Here is a 15723-nt window from a genome sequence, read left to right as displayed (position 1 = left end):
GCACTGAGTGCCATCCAAAGGGTGCCCGGTGGAGCGCCGGGCCATGCCTGGCCGGTACGACGGTCCCGCGCCCCCGCGCGATACGGCGGACCGCCCCGCCCGCGCCCCCGGATGCGGCAGGATGACCGCGTGAACGACCACGACACCGCTTCCCCCGATCCCGCCTCGATGCGTACGCAGTACCGGGCGGCGGGCCTCGCCGAGGACGACCTTGCCGCGACCCCGGTGGAGCAGTTCGCCCGCTGGTTCGCGCAGGCCGCCACGGAGGCGCAGTTGTTCGAGCCGAACGCGATGGTCGTCTCCACCGCCGACGCCGAGGGGCGGCCCAGCGCGCGCACGGTGCTGCTGAAGCACTTCGACGAGCAGGGCTTCGTCTTCTACACCAACTACGGCTCCCGCAAGGCCCGCGACCTCGCCGAGAACCCGTACGTCTCGCTCCTGTTCCCCTGGCACCCGATGGCCCGCCAGGTCATCGTGCAGGGCGTCGCCCGGCGTACCGGGCGCGACGAGACGGCCGCATACTTCCGCACCCGCCCGCACGGCTCCCAGCTCGGCGCCTGGGCGAGCACGCAGTCCTCCGTCGTCCCCTCGCGCGCGGAACTCGACGCCTCGTACGCCGAGCTGACGGCGCGCTATCCCGAGGGGGAGCAGGTGCCGGTGCCCCCGCACTGGGGCGGCTTCCGGATCGCCCCGCAGTCGGTCGAGTTCTGGCAGGGCCGCGAGAACCGCCTCCACGACCGGCTCCGGTACGTCGAGGAGGCGGACGGCGGGTGGCGGGTGGAGCGGCTCAGCCCCTGAGGGGCCGTCAGATCTTGCCCCAGATGTACGCCGTGCGGTGGCCCTCCAGGACGTCGGTCATTCGGGCGCGGAACGCGTCGGAGAGGTCGGGCCAGTCCCAGAACTTCAGCCCGAGGTGGCCGAAGGCGAAGGGCGCGTTGTCCCACCGCCAGGCCGGCAGGGGCACGGTCCCTGTGCAGGAGGGGCAGGTCAGGGTGGCCACGCCTGCCTCGGACCAGGTCTCGATCGCCGTGCTGACCCAGGCCCAGCCGTCCGCGTCCAGCTTTCTGCGGGCCGCGCAGGCCGGGCAGACCGCGTGCTCCGGGGCGTCCGCGCCGCTGTGGAAGGCCCCGCGCCCCACGTGTACCGCGAGCCCGCCCGACGGCTCGTGGTCCCAGTCGTCGGCCACGGCCCGCGTCCACCCGGGACCGGCCGTGTACGCGCCCCCGTCCGCGACGACGATCCCCTCCCCCGCCAGCCACGCGACGACCCGCTCCTTGAGCCGGGCCGCCTCCGCCTCGCCCGCATCGAGGTCGACGATCACCTGAAACCGATCTCCCATGCCCCCACCGTAGAACCCGCCACTGACAACGCCTCCGACCTGCGCCTTCCCGCCCTCCTCACCCCAACTCGGCCTCCAGCAGCGCCGCCCACTGCCCCACGACCCGCTCCCGCCGGGCCCGGTCGTCGGTGAGGAGGTTCGCGAGGCCGAGCCCCCGCGCCATGTCCAGCAGGCCCTGTACGGTCTCGCGCGCGCCGGGCCGGCTCTCGTCGGCGCCGAGAAGGTCGACGGCGATGCGATGGGTCTCGCGTCCGACGCGGGCCTCCAGTTCGGTCACCCGGGGGCGGAGCTGCTCCTCGTTGGAGGCGGCGACCCACAGGTGGAGGGCGGCGCGGAACAGGGGCCCGGTGTACAGGTCGACGAGGGCGCCGACGACGGCCGCGCGGTCGGTGGCCCCCTGCGGGAACAGCGCGCGCAGGGCGCCGGACCGCTCCTCGGCGACGTACTCGACGGCGGCGGTGAACAGGTCCTCGCGGGTGGGGAAGTGGTGCTGGGCGGCGCCCCGGGAGACGCCCGCGCGCTCGGCGACGACGGACACCGTGGACCCCGCCCACCCGTACTCGGCGAGACAGGCCACGGCGGCCTCCAGGAGCCGCTGCCGGGTGAGGCGGCTGCGGTCCTGTTTGGGCACGCGGTCACCGGACGGGCGGTCGCCGGGCGCACGGTGGTTGGGTACGCGGTCGCCGGGCGCACGGTGGTTGGGTACGCGGTCGCCGGGCGCGTGATCTCCCCGCGCGCGGCTGTCCGGGGCGTGGCCGCCGGGCGCACGGTCGTCCGGCGTGCGACCGTCCGGCGTGCGGTCGCCGGGCACGCCGTCCTCCGGTGCTCGCCCGGCCGGCGCGCGATCTGCCGGCACCCGTTCCCCCCGCGCGCGGTCCTCCGGCGTGCGGTCCGCCGCGGTCACAGCACCCATGCGGGATCCCGTCGTTCGAGGAAGGCCGTCGTCCCCTCGCGGGCCGCGGGCGAGGCGAACAGCCGCGCGGAGAGCGCCGTCAGCTCCACGGCGTCCCGGTCGAAGGCTTCGAGAACCTTAGCCGTGAGCAGGCGTTTCGTCGCGGCCAGGCCGTCGGGCGCGGACCGGCGCAGCCCGTCGAGCACGGGCGCGAGGACGGCGTCCACGTCGGCGCCGGCCACGGTCAGGAGGCCCGCGCGTACGGCCTCGGCGGCGTCGAACCGTTCGCCGGTGAGGCAGTACCGCGCGAGCGCGCGCGGGTCGGCGCGGGGCAGCAGCGGCAGCGAGATGACGGCGGGCGCGACCCCGATGCGCACCTCGGTGAACGCGAACGTCGCCCCGGCCGAGGCCCCGGCGATGTCGCACGCCGCGACGAGCCCGAGGCCCCCCGCGCGCACGTGCCCCGTCACCCGCGCGACGACCGGCTTGCCGAGGGCGACGACCGCGCGCAGCAGCCCGACGAACTCCTCCGGCGCGGGCGGGTCCTTGAGGTCGGCGCCCGCGCAGAAGGTGCCCCCGCTGTGCGTGAGGACGACGGCGCGTACGGCGGGGTCCTTCGCGCAGTCGGCGAGCGCGTCCGCGAGGGCGGCGACGAGGGCCGCCGAGAGGGCGTTGCGGGTGTCCACGGCGTCGAGGCTGAGGGTCTCGACGCCGCGTTCACGGCTGCGGCCGATCGGGGTCATGCGCGCTCCCTCAGCTCGCGTCGGAGGATCTTCCCGGAGGCCGCGCGGGGGACGGCGTCGATGAACGTGACCTTGCGGACGCGCTTGTAGGGGGCGACGCGTTCGGCGACGTACATGAGCACCTCCCCCTCGGAGAGGCCGGGGGCGTCCGGCCGGCGCACCACGTGCGCGTGCGGGACCTCGTTCCCGTCGGCGTTGTACGTGCCGATCACGGCGGCGTCGGCTATCCCGGGGTGGGTGAGCAGGAGGGCTTCGAGTTCGGCGGGGGCGACCTGGAAGCCCTTGTACTTGATGAGTTCCTTGACCCTGTCGACGACGAACAGCCAGCCGGCGTCGTCGACGTACCCGATGTCCCCGGTGTGCAGCCAGCCCCGGGCGTCGATCATCGCGGCGGTGGCGTCCGGGTGGCCTAGGTAGCCCTTCATGATCTGGGGTCCCCGGAAGAGGAGCTCGCCGGTCTCGCCGGGGCCGAGGTCCTTGTCCGGGTCGTCGAGGGACACGATCCGCATGCGGGTGCCGCCGATGAGCTTGCCGACGGTCCCGGGCGGGGCGGTGGCCATGGCGTCCCGGGGGACGACGTGAGTGCCCGGCGACAGTTCCGTCATGCCGTACGCCTGGCCCACGGGCGGGAGGTTCAGCCGGCGCGCGCAGGCGGTGGCGAGGCCCGCGTCCAGGGGCGCGGCGGCGCTGATGACGTACTGGAGGGACGACAGGTCGTAGCGCTCGACGGCCGGGTGCTGGGCGAGCGCGAGGACGATCGGCGGGGCGACGTACAGGCCGGTGATGCGGTGTTTCTCGATGGCGGCGAGGAACGTCTCCAGGTCGAAGCGGGGCAGGACGACGACAGTGGCGCCCAGGCGCAGGGGGACGTTCATCAGGGCGGTCAGGCCGTAGATGTGAAAAAACGGGAGGATCGCCAGAATGCGGTCGCCCGGGCCCGCGGGCATCAGGGGCTCCAACTGGGCCAGGTTGGTGGCGATCTGGCGGTGCGTCAGCATGACGCCCTTGGGGAGCCCGGTCGTCCCGGAGGAGTACGGGAGGGCCGCGACGTCTTCCACGGGGTCGATGTAGAGGCTCGGTTCGGGCGCCTGGGAGGCGAGCATGTCGATCAGCGAGCGGTGGCCGCCGGCCACGTCGCAGACGAAGATCTCCTCGACGCCGCCCGCGAGTTCGGCCGCGCGCCGGGCGGTCTCCAGCAGCGGCGAGACGGTGACGATCCAGCGGGCGGCCGAGTCGCGGACCTGCCGGGCGAACTCCTCGGGCGTGCACAGGGGGTGGACGGTGGTGACCGAGGCTCCCGCGCGCGTGGCCGCGTAGAAGGCGATGGGGAAGGCGACCGTGTTGGGGCTGTGCAGGGCGAGCACGTCCCCCTTGCGCACGCCCGCGTCGGCGAGGGCGGCGGCGACGCGCCGGTGGAAGCGGTCCAGCTGTTCGTAGGTGAGGGTCGTGCCGTCCGTGCCGTCGATCAGCGCGGGCAGGTCGCCGAAGCGGGCGGCGTGGCCGAGGACGGCGTCGTGGATGGGCAGGTCCACGGCCGGGACGTCTGCGTACTCGCTGCGGAACACGGTTCCTCCTCGCGCAGGGGCGGCGGTCAGTACGACTTGGGCAGGCCCAGGCTCTGGTGGGAGACGTAGTTGAGAATCATCTCCCGGCTCACCGGGGCGATACGAGCCACGCGCGAGGCCGTTATCAGCGAGGCGAGGCCGAACTCGCGCGTGAGGCCGTTGCCGCCGAGGGTCTGCACGGCCTGGTCGACGGCCTTCACGCACGCCTCCCCGGCCGCGTACTTGGCCATGTTGGCGGCCTCGCCCGCGCCCGTGTCGTCGCCCGCGTCGTACAGGTGGGCGGCCTTCTGGGTCATCAGGCGGGCCAGTTCGAGGTCGATGTGCGCCTGCGCGAGGGGGTGGGCGATGGCCTGGTGGGCGCCGATGGGGGTGTCCCAGACGGTGCGCTCGCGCGCGTACTCGACGGCGCGGGCGAGCGCGTAGCGGCCCATGCCGATCGCGAAGGCGGCGGTCATGATCCGCTCGGGGTTGAGGCCGGCGAAGAGCTGGGCGAGGCCCGCGTCCTCGTCGCCGACAAGGGCTTCGGCGGGGAGCCGGACGTCGTCCAGGGTGAGTTCGAACTGCTTCTCCGCGCTGTGCAGTTCCATGTCGATCCAGCGGCGGGTGAAGCCCGGCGCGTCGCGCGGGACGATGAACAGGCAGGGCTTGAGGCGGCCCGTGCGGGCGTCCGCGGTGCGGCCGACGATCAGGGTGGCGTCCGCCGCGTCCACGCCGGAGACGAAGACCTTGCGGCCGGTGAGGAGCCAGTCGGCGCCGTCGCGGCGGGCCGTGGTGGTGATGCGGTGGCTGTTGGAGCCGGCGTCGGGTTCGGTGATCCCGAAGGCCATCAGGCGCGAGCCGTCCGCGAGCGCGGGGAGCCACTCGCGCTTCTGGGCCTCGGTGCCGAAGCGGGCGATCACCGTGCCGCAGATCGCCGGGGAGACGATCATCATCAGCAGGGGGGAGCCGGCCGCGCCCAGCTCTTCGAGGACCAGGGCGAGTTCGGCGATGCCGCCGCCTCCGCCGCCGTACTCCTCGGGCAGGTTCACCGAGACGTAGCCGAGTTTCGCGGCCTCCTGCCACAGCTCGGTGGGGTGGCGGCCCTCGTCGACGACCTTCGTCAGGTAGTCGCGGCCGTAGCGCCTGCCGAAGGACGCGACCGCCTCGCGCAGGGCCTTGTGCTCGTCGGATTCGATGACCGGGCTCACTGTCGCGCTCCTTCGGGTTCGTCCTGTCGGTCGCCCTCGACCACTGCGAGGAGGGCTCCCATCTCCACCTGCTGTCCTGCCTGGACCTCCAGCGCCGTCAGGGTCCCGGAGACCGGGGCCGTGAGGGCGTGTTGCATCTTCATCGCTTCGAGCCACACGATCGGTTCGCCCGCCTCGACCCTCGATCCGGTGACGAGGCCGGGCGCGACCTTGACGACCGTGCCGGGCATCGGCGCGACCAGCGAACCCGGGACGCGCTGCGGCGCCGGGTCCGGGAAGCGGGGCAGGGCGGTCAGGGCCGTCCCGTTCACGTGCACGCGCTCGCCGTAGCGCGCGACCTCGAACCGGCGCCGTACGCCGTCCGCTTCGAGGACGACGGTGCCCGCGTCGGCATGGACCACCCGGACGCCGTCCGCGGCGAGGCCCGCGCGGGTGTGCCGGTACTCGACCTCGTGCTCCCGGCCGTCCAGCTCGTACCGCTTGCGCTGGGGCTGCGAGGGGACGTTGCGCCAGCCGCCGAAGCGGGAGCGGCCGTGCGCGTCCGCGAGAGCCGCCGCGAGAGGGGCGAGGAGGTCGGCGGGCGCGCGCGTGAGGGCGGTGAGGTGGCGGTCGTAGAAGCCGGTGTCCATGCGCGCGTGCGTGAACTCCTCGTGGCGCAGGGAGCGCAGGAGGAGGTCCCGGTTGGTCGTCGGGCCGTGGACGGTGGCGCGCTCCAGGGCGCCGGCCAGCCTACGGAGGGCCTCCGCGCGGGTGGGCGCGTGGGCGGTCACCTTGGCGAGCAGCGGGTCGTAGTGGACGCCGATCGTGTCGCCGTCGGCGTACCCGGTGTCCAGGCGGACGCCTTCGGGGACGGCGAGGCGGTGCAGGGTGCCGGTCTGCGGGGTCCACTCGCGCGCGGGGTCCTCGGCGTAGAGGCGGGCCTCGATCGCGTGCCCGCGCGCGGGAGGGGGCTCGTCCGCGAGGGCGGCTCCTTCGGCGACGCGGATCTGCTCGGCGACCAGGTCGAGGCCGAACACGGCCTCCGTGACGGGGTGTTCGACCTGGAGGCGGGTGTTCATCTCCAGGAAGTGCGCGGTGCCGTCGGGGGCGAGGAGGAACTCGACGGTCCCGGCGCCGGTGTACGCCACCGCGCGCGCCGCGCGTACGGCCAGCTCCCGCAGTTCCCGTTCGGTGTCCTCGGACAGCCCCGGCGCGGGCGCCTCCTCGATCACCTTCTGGTGGCGCCGCTGGAGGGAGCAGTCGCGCGTGCCGAGCGCCCACACGGTGCCGTGCGTGTCGGCGAGGATCTGCACCTCGACGTGGCGCCCGCGCTCGACGTACGGCTCGACGAACACCTCGCCGTCCCCGAAGGCGCTCGCGGCCTCCGCGCGGGCCGCCTCCAGGGCGGGGGCGAGGTCCCGCGCGCGGCGCACGATCCGCATGCCGCGCCCGCCGCCCCCCGCCGCCGCCTTCACCAGCACCGGCAGGTCGGCGTCGGTGACGTCCGTCAGCGGGGCGAGCCCCATGAGGGCCTTCGCGCGCGTCTTGGACGCCATCGCCTCGATCGCCTCGGGGGACGGCCCGATCCATACCAGGCCCGCGTCGAGCACCGCGCGCGCGAAGGCCGCGTTCTCGGACAGGAAGCCGTACCCGGGGTGCACGGCGTCCGCTCCGGCCGCGAGGGCCGCCTTCACTATCAGGTCGCCGCGCAGGTACGTCTCGGCGGGCGTCGCCCCGGGCAGGCGTACGCAGCGGTCGGCCACGCGCGCGTGCAGGGCGTTCTCGTCGGGGTCGGAGTGGACGGCGACGGTTCGGATTCCCAGCTCACCGCACGTGCGGAAGATCCGGCAGGCGATCTCGCCCCGGTTGGCCACCAACAGCGTCGAAATCACTGGGCCTCACTCACATCCGGAAGACGCCGAAGCCGCCGCGCGCGCCTTCGTAGGGGGCTGTGTGGATCGCGGACAGGCACAGGCCGAGGACCGTGCGCGTGTCGCGCGGGTCGATCACGCCGTCGTCGTACAGCCGCCCGGACAGGAACATCGGCAGGGACTCCGACTCGATCTGCCGCTCGACCATGGCGCGAAGGCCGTCGTCGGCCTCCTCGTCGTACGGGAGGCCCTTGGAGGCGGCGGACTGCCGGGCCACGATCGACAGGACGCCTGCGAGCTGCTGAGGGCCCATCACGGCCGACTTGGCGCTCGGCCAGGCGAACAGGAAACGCGGGTCGTAGGCCCGGCCGCACATCCCGTAGTGGCCGGCGCCGTACGACGCGCCCATGAGGACCGACAGGTGCGGCACCCGGCTGTTGCTCACCGCGTTGATCATCATCGCGCCGTGCTTGATGATGCCGCCCTGTTCGTACTCCCGGCCGACCATGTAGCCCGTGGTGTTGTGCAGGAACAGCAGCGGGACGTCCCGCTGGTTGGCGAGCTGGATGAACTGGGCCGCCTTCTGCGACTCCTGGCTGAACAGCACGCCCCGCGCGTTCGCGAGTACCCCCACGGGATAGCCGTGCAGGGTCGCCCAGCCGGTCGTGAGGCTCGTCCCGTAGAGCGGTTTGAACTCGTCGAAGTCGGAGGCGTCGACGATCCTCGCGATCACCTCGCGCGGGTCGAAGGGAACCTTCAGGTCGCCGGGGACGATCCCCAGGAGCTCGTCCTCGTCGTACTTCGGGGGGAGAGCCGGGGGCGGGTCGTCGTACGCCTTGCGGTGGTTGAGGCGGGCCACCACCCTGCGCGCCTGCCTGATCGCGTCCCGCTCGTCCACCGCGAAGTGGTCCGCGAGGCCCGACACGCGCGCGTGCATCTCGGCGCCGCCCAAGGACTCGTCGTCGCTCTCCTCGCCGGTCGCCATCTTCACGAGCGGCGGGCCGCCGAGGAACACCTTCGCGCGCTCCTTGACCATGATCACGTGATCGGACATCCCGGGGATGTACGCGCCGCCCGCCGTGGAGTTGCCGAACACGACGGCGACCGTGGGGACGCCCGCCGCCGACAGGCGCGTGAGGTCGCGGAAGATCGCGCCCCCGGGGATGAAGATCTCCTTCTGGGACGGCAGGTCGGCGCCCCCGGACTCCACGAGGCTGATGCAGGGCAGCCGGTTGGCCAGCGCGATGTCGTTCGCTCTGAGGGCCTTCTTGAGGCTCCACGGATTGCTCGCGCCCCCGCGCACGGTGGGGTCGTTGGCGGTGATCAGGCACTCCACGCCCTCGACGACCCCGATCCCGGTGACGAGCGAGGCCCCCACGGGGTACTCGCTCCCCCACGCCGCGAGCGGCGACAGCTCCAGGAACGGCGTGTCGGCGTCCACCAGCAGCTCGATCCGCTCCCGGGCGAGCAGCTTCCCGCGCGCGCGGTGCCGCTCGACGTACTTCGGCCCGCCTCCCGCAAGCGCCTTCGCCTGCTCGCCCGCCAGCTCGCCGAGTTTCGTCAGCATCGCCTCACGGTTCGCCCGGTAGTCCGGTCCGTGCACATCCAGGGCGGTCGTCAGAACGGTCACGGGGCGGCCTCCAGGGGGGTGGGTCCAGGGCTCGGCACCGCCACGTCCGAGGCCGTCGCGGGCCCCGGGAAGGCGGGTGGGCGGAGTGCTTCCACGGCGGCGGAGCGCGAGGGCCCGCCCGAGGCCGCATCAGAGGCCCAGGACGACGCCGGGCGCCCGGCCACTTCAGACGGGTCCTGCGGGCCGCCAGAAGCCATCCGAGAGGCCCTGGGAGCCCCTCGGACGAGCGAGGGGCCGTCCGCGGCGCCGGCGGGGCGTGAGAGGCCGTACGGGGCGGCTGGGAAGCCCGGCGCTTCGGACGCCGCCTCCGAGCCACGCACAGGCACCCGCAAGCCCGTACCCGAACCGGGCGCCGCGCCCGGGGAACCGCCCAAGAGGGAACTCGCAGTGGGCTCGCACGCGGACGCGGGTTCGCCGGAGCCTCGGCGGGCTGGAAGGCGGGCGTCAGCCGAGAGCAGGTGCTCGCGCGCACGCACCGGGTCACCGGACTCGGCAGCCACGCCCGCGTGCACGGACCCCCGGCTGCCGGGCCCTCGCGCGGGGGCGAAGCCTCCGGGATCAGGCGGCGCCGACACCCGCTCGGACACGAGGTCACCGGACCCACACGCGGGCGCGGGATCACCAGAACCGGCCGCCGCACCCGCGTGCACGACTGCAAGAGCCGACGCGCTGCTCGCCCGCGTCACCCCCACGCGGTCACCTCCGCGTGCGTAGACGCAAGGCCACCGGGTTCCCCTGCGGGGGCAAGGCCACTGGGATCAGCCGACGCCACCGCCGGCTCGGAATCGCCGAGAGCGGCCGTTGTCTCCCCCCGCGCGGACACAGAACCACCGGACTCACGCGCGAGCACGAGATCACCGGTGTCAACCGGCGCCGACGCCCGCCCGGACGCACGGTCACTGAACTCCCGCGCGGGCGCGAGGTCCGCCGTCGCCTCGGCATGCGCGGGCGCAACGCCCTCCCTCCTCGCCCTCGCGCGCGGGCCGTCGCGAAGCGCCTCCTCCGGTACGTCCACGTGCCGTGCCCGCAGCCACTCCCCCAGTGCCTTGGCCTGAGGGTCGAAGCGGTGCTGGGAGGCGACGCCCGCGCCGAGGATGCCCTCGATCACGAAGTTCAGGGCGCGGAGGCCGGGCAGGACGTGGCGGGTGACGGGAAGTGCGCGGGTCTCGGGGAGCAGTTCACGGAAGCGGTCGACCGTCAGTTCGTGGGCGAGCCAGCGCCACGCCTCGTCGGTGCGGACCCATACCCCGACGTTGGCGTCACCGCCCTTGTCGCCGCTGCGCGCTCCGGCGATCGTCCCCAGGGGTACCCGTACTAGTACCTGAGAGGGAGGCAGCGGTTCGGGGAGCGGCGGCTGCGGTGCCGGTTCGAGTACGGCGGTACGGGTGGGTGGGGGTACGACGATCCGCCGCCCGTCGTCGAGGACGGCCCGGTACTCGACGTCACCCTGAGGTACGTACGCGGCCTCGAACACCCCGTACGGCGCCCCTCGCCCGGGCGGCGCGAGGACGTGGAACCCGGGGTAGCTCCCGAGAGCCAGCTCGACGGCGGCGCCGGACAGGGCACGTCCGACGGTCTCCTCCCGTGCGTCCCGCACGACCAGCCGCAGTACGGCACTGGCCTCCTCCTCGGTCCCGGCGTCGGCCCGGTCGGTGCGGACGAGGTCCCACCGCACCTCGGCGGGACGGGACTCACCGAAGGCGTACGTCTCCATCTGCTCCCGCACCAGCGCCGCCTTGGCCTCGACGTCGAGGCCGGTGAGCACGAAGGCGACCTCGTTGCGGTACCCCCCGATCCGGCTCAGCCCGACCTTGAGGTCCGGCGGCGGCGCCTCCCCCCGCACCCCTGCGACCCTGACCCGGTCGGGCCCGTCACTCTCCAGTACGACGGAGTCGAGGCGGGCGGTCACATCGGGCCCGGCGTACCGGGCGCCGCCCGTCTCGTACAGGAGCTGGGCGGTGACCGTACCCAGGTCCACCAGACCCCCCGTACCGGGGTGCTTGGTGATCACGCAGCTGCCGTCGGCGTGGAGTTCGGCGACGGGGAAGCCGGGACGGCGTACGTCGGCCTCCCGGAAGAAGGCGTAGTTGCCGCCGGTGGCCTGCGTCCCGCACTCCAGGACGTGCCCGGCGACGACCGCGCCCGCGAGCCGGTCGTACTCCGTGGGCCCCCATCCGAAGTGCGCGACGGCGGGCCCGGTGACGAGTGCCGCGTCGGTCACCCGCCCGGTCACCACGATGTCGGCGCCCTCCCGCAGGCACGCGGCGATCCCGAACCCGCCGAGGTAGGCGTGTGCGGCGAGGGCGTCCGGGAACCGCCCGCGCAGATCGTCCCCCTCGACGTGCGCGACCCGGACCGGAACCCCGAGCCGCCGCGCCAACTCCCGTACGGCGTCGGCGAGTCCGGCCGGATTGAGCCCGCCGGCGTTGGTGACGATCCGCACCCCGCGTTCGTGCGCGAGGCCGAGGCAGTCCTCCAGTTGCCGCAGGAAGGTGCGCGCGAACCCGGCGCCGGGGTCCTTGAGTCGGTCCCGGCCGAGGATGAGCATCGTGAGCTCGGCGAGGAAGTCCCCGGTGAGGACGTCGAGTTCGCCTCCGGTCAGCATCTCGTGGAGGGCGTCCAGGCGGTCGCCGTAGAACCCTGAGAAGTTGCCTATCCGGAGGGTCATCCGGCCTCCCCGGCGGTCTCCGACTTCGATGGGCGGCCCCCGCCGGGCGGTCCCGCGAAGACCTGGGCGACGCCCAACCACTGCTGGGCCTCCGGCCCTTCGGCGGTCAGAGCGAGGTCGTCGCGGTGGGCGCGCTGGGTGACGAGAAGGCAGAAGTCGAGCGCGGGGCCGGTGACCCGCTGGTCGGCGTCCTCGGGCCCGTAGATCCACAACTCGCCGGACGGTGAGGTGAGTTCGACGCGGAAGTCCTCGAACGGCGCGGCGAGCCCGTGCACGCCGAACGCGAAGTCCCGGGTACGGACGCCGAGTCGGGCGATGTGGCGGAGCCGGTCGGTGGGGGCCGGGGTGACGCCGAGCGCGTCAGCGACGTCCAGGCCGTGCGCCCAGGTCTCCATCAGGCGGGCGGTGGCCATGGACGCGGTGGACATCGGCGGGCCGTACCAGGGGAACCGCCCCCGCTCGGGCGCCGCCCGCAGGACCTTGTCCAGCGCCTCCCGTTCGGCCCGCCAGCCCCCGAGCAAGCGCTCGGGCGGCCGCTGGGCGCCCTCCCTGGCCCCCTCGTCGACGAAGTCGCCGGGCGCCACGAGCGCCTTCTCGACCTCGCGCGAGAACGCGTCCTGGTCGGTCATCGCCAGCCGGGCGGAGCGGTCCGTCCAGGCGAGGTGCGCGATCTGGTGGGCGATCGTCCAACCGGCCGCGGATGTCGGGAGCTTCCACTGCTCAGGGCTCAACTCGGCTACCAGCCGGTCGAGTTCCTCGCTCTCGGCACGCAGGTCGTCGATGACGGGGGTGGAGTCGGCCATGGGGCGAGCATGGCAGCGGCCCCAGAAACAATCAAGCATGCTTGCATGAATTCGGTCATCGCCCACCCCAAGGACCGCCGCCCGCAAGGCTGTTCAGGCCGTGGCGGCCGCCTCGGCCAGTACCTCCACGGCATCGAGCCGCGGGATCGCCCGCATGCAGCGCACCGCCTGCTCGGCACCGAACGCCCGCTGGTCCTCGGTGACTTCGGGGGTGACCGCACAGTCGGCCTGGACCCGCACATAGTTCACGGCGGTCGCGAAGAGCATGGAGAACGAGCGCAGCCCCCGGATCTCGCCCGGACCGCCGGCCGCCCGATAAGCCCGGACGATCCGCCGAGTCCGCCCGGTATCCGGCTCGTTGGCGCCCGACCAGAGGAACAGGGCGCGCGCCAGCTCCTGTTCGGCCGCGATCGGGCCGGCGTTGTCCCAGTCGAGCAGGACCGGCCCGGCGGGGCCCACCAGCACGTTCTGCGGCTGGAGATCGAGGTGCGACGTCACCAGACCGGCGTCACCCGAAGGTCCTACCCAGGCGGACAGCTCGGGTACGACGTCCTCGACGAAGCGGTCCAGCTCGTCGGCCCAGGGGAGCCCCGCGCGCCGCACCCTCTCGCCGAGTTCCTTCCACTCGGCGTCGTCGGGGCAGCGCTCGTACCAGTCGTTCACCGGCCCCTCGGCGCCCACTCCCGCGCGGTGCACGATGCCGGCCGTCCGCCCGAACCAGTCCAGGACCGCGGGGTCGGCGGCGTCGGCGGTGCGCCCCTCCACCCAGTCGTACAGCTTGACGGCGGAGGTCTCCAGGCGGGTGACGTGGGCGCCGTCGCGGTTGACGTGGAGGCGGGGCGCGGAGATGCCCAACTCCTCTGCCGCGTCCCGGAGTTGCGCCTCCCGGCGAACCTGGTCCTCGTCGCAGCCGAACAGCATCTCCTTCACCGCCCAGGACGATCCGGCGCCGGTCAGCCGCCAGATCCGGCCGAGGGCGCCCCGGGTCACGGGGGTGACGGTCCAGGGGCCGGGACCTAGGGAGTAGGCGTCGGCGATGGCTGCGGCTTCTACTGTCCTGGTGGGTGTGGGCATGAGCGCCGACTGTAGTTCCCGCCATACCTGCGGGGTACGGGATTTTCCGGGCCGGGCATGGATGCGATCGGAGGTGCGCAGGTCACGGTCGTGTCGCCACTCGGTCGGGTTACCTCCCAGGGTTGGTCAATACCTTTCCAAGTCCCCTTGGCCGCGCCCGGGACGTGGCAGTTCACTGCGCCGCATGAGAGTGATACGAGCCATGAGACCCACCCGCGCACCGGGCCCCGCGGGTTCCCCGGTCCGTCCGGGCCGGGCGAGCCGGGCGGTCACCGTGCTGGCCGCCGCCGTCGCCGCGTTCGGCCTGTCCCTGGGCAGCGCCTCCGCCACCACCGTGCCGACGGAGTTCGGGACCGACTACCACGACCCCGTCACCGCCGCCCCGCCGATCGCGACCCCGCACACCAGGTCGTGCTCGGTCACCGTCGCGCAGGCGCGGTTCCAGGACTTCACCCCGTACACCGGGACCTACACCCCGCCGAACGGCTGCGGCACGCCCGGCAGTTGGGCCAAGGTCGTGCTGCGCCTCGACGGGAGCGTGAAAGGCAGGCAGTTCGACCGGCTCGGGTACCTGGACATCGGCGGCGTGCAGATGCTGCGGACCTCGACGCCCGAGCCCTCGCAGGACGGGATCGACTGGTCCGTCGAGAAGGACGTGACCCCGTACGCGCGAACCCTCAGCAGCCCTCAGTCCGTCGACATGCTCATTGGCAACGTTGTCGACGACACCTACACGGGCGTCCTGAACGTCAAGGTCACCCTCACGTTCTACACGGCTACGCCTGGGGTATCGGCCGGGCCGGGGCGCAGGTCCTCCGTGCCCGACCGCGTCATACCCCTGAGTGACGCCAACAGCGTGACGACGGACGCCTCGCTGACCGTGCCGCGCAACTCCGAGCGGATCCTCGCGGAGGTGTACGCCACCGGATCGGGCGGCGGCTGCGAGGAGTTCTGGTACTCGGCGGTCACCCCGTCGGCGTCGTACTCCTGCAAGGGCGGGGACGACGGGCCGTACCGCGAGGTGCGGATCAGCGTCGACGGGAAGGTCGCCGGGATCGCCTCGCCGTACCCGAACGTGTGGACCGGCGGCTGGTCCCCGTACCTCTGGTCGGTGATCCCCTCCCCCCATGCTTTCGACGTACGACCGCTGGTGTACGACCTGACGCCGTTCGCGGGAGTCCTGGACGACGGGAAGGCGCACAAGGTCGACGTGTCGGTGGTCGGGGTGCCGGCCGGGCAGACCGGGTGGAGCGCGCCGACGAACGTGCTGGTGTGGCAGGACGCCCACAAGGCGGTCGTGACGGGGGCCGTCACGTCGTACCGGCAGAGCGGTCCCCAGGTGGTCGATGACTACACCGACGGTTCGCTGCGGCACCTGGCGACCGACGGCACGGACCGGCTGAAGGTCACCGGGTACGTCGACACCTCGCACGGCCGGGTCACGACGACGGTCGAGCGGACCCTCACCACGGCGATCGACCACCGGTGGACGCCCGACGAGAACACCGACGACCAGACCGGAAAGTGGACCGACCACCAGGCCGTCACCACCGACGGGCGCGTCGCGCGCACCGACCGCGCCTACACCCTCGACGGCCGCGCGACCATCGACAGCGCGAACCGGCTGCGCGTGATCATGTCCGTCGGCGACCGCTCGGCCGTCGGCGCCACCCGCGTCGACGACCAGTACCGCGGGGACGCCACCTTCACCCTCGGAGTGGCCCGCGAGCAGCGGCACGCCGTGGCCGCCACGAGCGAGCGGTACCGGCTCCGGGGCCCCGGGGTCCACTACGACCACACGCTCGCGACGGAGCAGGGGGTGCTGACGAAGGACGTAGGGGGCTACTGAGGTACGGGGTACCGGCGAGGGACGGGTACGGGGGCCCAGCCGCTCCTCGCCGGTCGTCCCTCTCCGGTACTACCCGGGTACACCCGCCGGGGGACAGCAACCGGGGGGACAGCCGCTCGCCAC

11 protein-coding genes and 1 pseudogene are annotated in these 15723 nt (G+C 73.4%); 2 read left to right on the top strand and 10 right to left on the bottom strand.

Features of this window, described 5'->3' with window-relative positions; translation table 11 throughout:
* Positions 1–111 precede the first annotated feature (111 nt).
* Complete coding sequence (pdxH, locus tag ACLZOT_RS25845; protein WP_416971449.1) at positions 112–798, top strand: pyridoxamine 5'-phosphate oxidase; 687 nt, start codon at positions 112–114, stop codon at positions 796–798.
* A 7-nt stretch (positions 799–805) separates the two neighbouring features.
* On the opposite strand, the gene ACLZOT_RS25840 is transcribed toward pdxH, so the two are convergent.
* From ACLZOT_RS25840 to ACLZOT_RS25795, 10 genes and pseudogenes are all read right to left on the bottom strand, one after another.
* Complete coding sequence (locus ACLZOT_RS25840) at positions 806–1339, bottom strand: hypothetical protein (protein WP_416971448.1); 534 nt, start codon at positions 1337–1339, stop codon at positions 806–808.
* A gap of 58 nt (positions 1340–1397) precedes the next feature.
* Entirely contained in the window at positions 1398–1970 is a 573-nt protein-coding gene (locus ACLZOT_RS25835) for a TetR/AcrR family transcriptional regulator (RefSeq protein ID WP_416971544.1), read from the bottom strand.
* Between the two features lie 269 nt (positions 1971–2239).
* Entirely contained in the window at positions 2240–2974 is a 735-nt protein-coding gene (locus tag ACLZOT_RS25830) for an enoyl-CoA hydratase family protein (RefSeq protein ID WP_416971447.1), read from the bottom strand.
* Positions 2971–4539, bottom strand: a complete 1569-nt coding sequence (locus tag ACLZOT_RS25825; RefSeq protein WP_416971446.1) for a 4-coumarate--CoA ligase family protein — start codon at positions 4537–4539, stop codon at positions 2971–2973. The genes ACLZOT_RS25830 and ACLZOT_RS25825 overlap by 4 nt, the downstream gene beginning before the upstream one ends.
* Before the next feature lie 26 nt (positions 4540–4565).
* The gene (locus tag ACLZOT_RS25820) at positions 4566–5726 is read right to left on the bottom strand and encodes an acyl-CoA dehydrogenase family protein (protein ID WP_416971445.1); all 1161 of its coding nucleotides are present in this window, start codon (positions 5724–5726) and stop codon (positions 4566–4568) included.
* Positions 5723–7597 (bottom strand): biotin carboxylase N-terminal domain-containing protein, encoded by a 1875-nt coding sequence (locus ACLZOT_RS25815; RefSeq protein ID WP_416971444.1) that lies wholly within the window; start codon positions 7595–7597, stop codon positions 5723–5725. The genes ACLZOT_RS25820 and ACLZOT_RS25815 overlap by 4 nt, the downstream gene beginning before the upstream one ends.
* A gap of 10 nt (positions 7598–7607) precedes the next feature.
* Positions 7608–9206: an acyl-CoA carboxylase subunit beta gene (locus ACLZOT_RS25810; RefSeq protein WP_416971443.1), complete on the bottom strand. Its 1599-nt coding sequence runs from the start codon at positions 9204–9206 to the stop codon at positions 7608–7610.
* Between the two features lie 991 nt (positions 9207–10197).
* Positions 10198–11874: pseudogene (locus tag ACLZOT_RS25805) on the bottom strand (acyclic terpene utilization AtuA family protein); the annotation flags it as partial.
* Positions 11871–12677 (bottom strand): TIGR03084 family metal-binding protein, encoded by an 807-nt coding sequence (locus tag ACLZOT_RS25800; RefSeq protein ID WP_416971442.1) that lies wholly within the window; start codon positions 12675–12677, stop codon positions 11871–11873. The gene ACLZOT_RS25800 and the pseudogene ACLZOT_RS25805, both read right to left, overlap by 4 nt.
* Positions 12678–12770: 93 nt before the next feature.
* Positions 12771–13751, bottom strand: coding sequence for a phosphotransferase enzyme family protein (locus tag ACLZOT_RS25795; RefSeq protein WP_416971441.1), 981 nt, complete (start codon positions 13749–13751; stop codon positions 12771–12773).
* Positions 13752–13953: 202 nt separating this feature from the next.
* On the opposite strand from ACLZOT_RS25795, the gene ACLZOT_RS25790 reads away from it, so the two are divergent.
* Positions 13954–15600, top strand: coding sequence for a peptide-N4-asparagine amidase (locus ACLZOT_RS25790; RefSeq protein WP_416971440.1), 1647 nt, complete (start codon positions 13954–13956; stop codon positions 15598–15600).
* The last annotated feature ends 123 nt before the right edge of the window (positions 15601–15723 follow it).

Source organism: Streptomyces sp. 4F14, assembly GCF_048159485.1.
Lineage (GTDB): Bacteria > Actinomycetota > Actinomycetes > Streptomycetales > Streptomycetaceae > Streptomyces.
The sequence above is the reverse complement of the archived record's forward strand: the minus strand, read 5'-3'. Positions and strand labels throughout refer to the sequence as shown.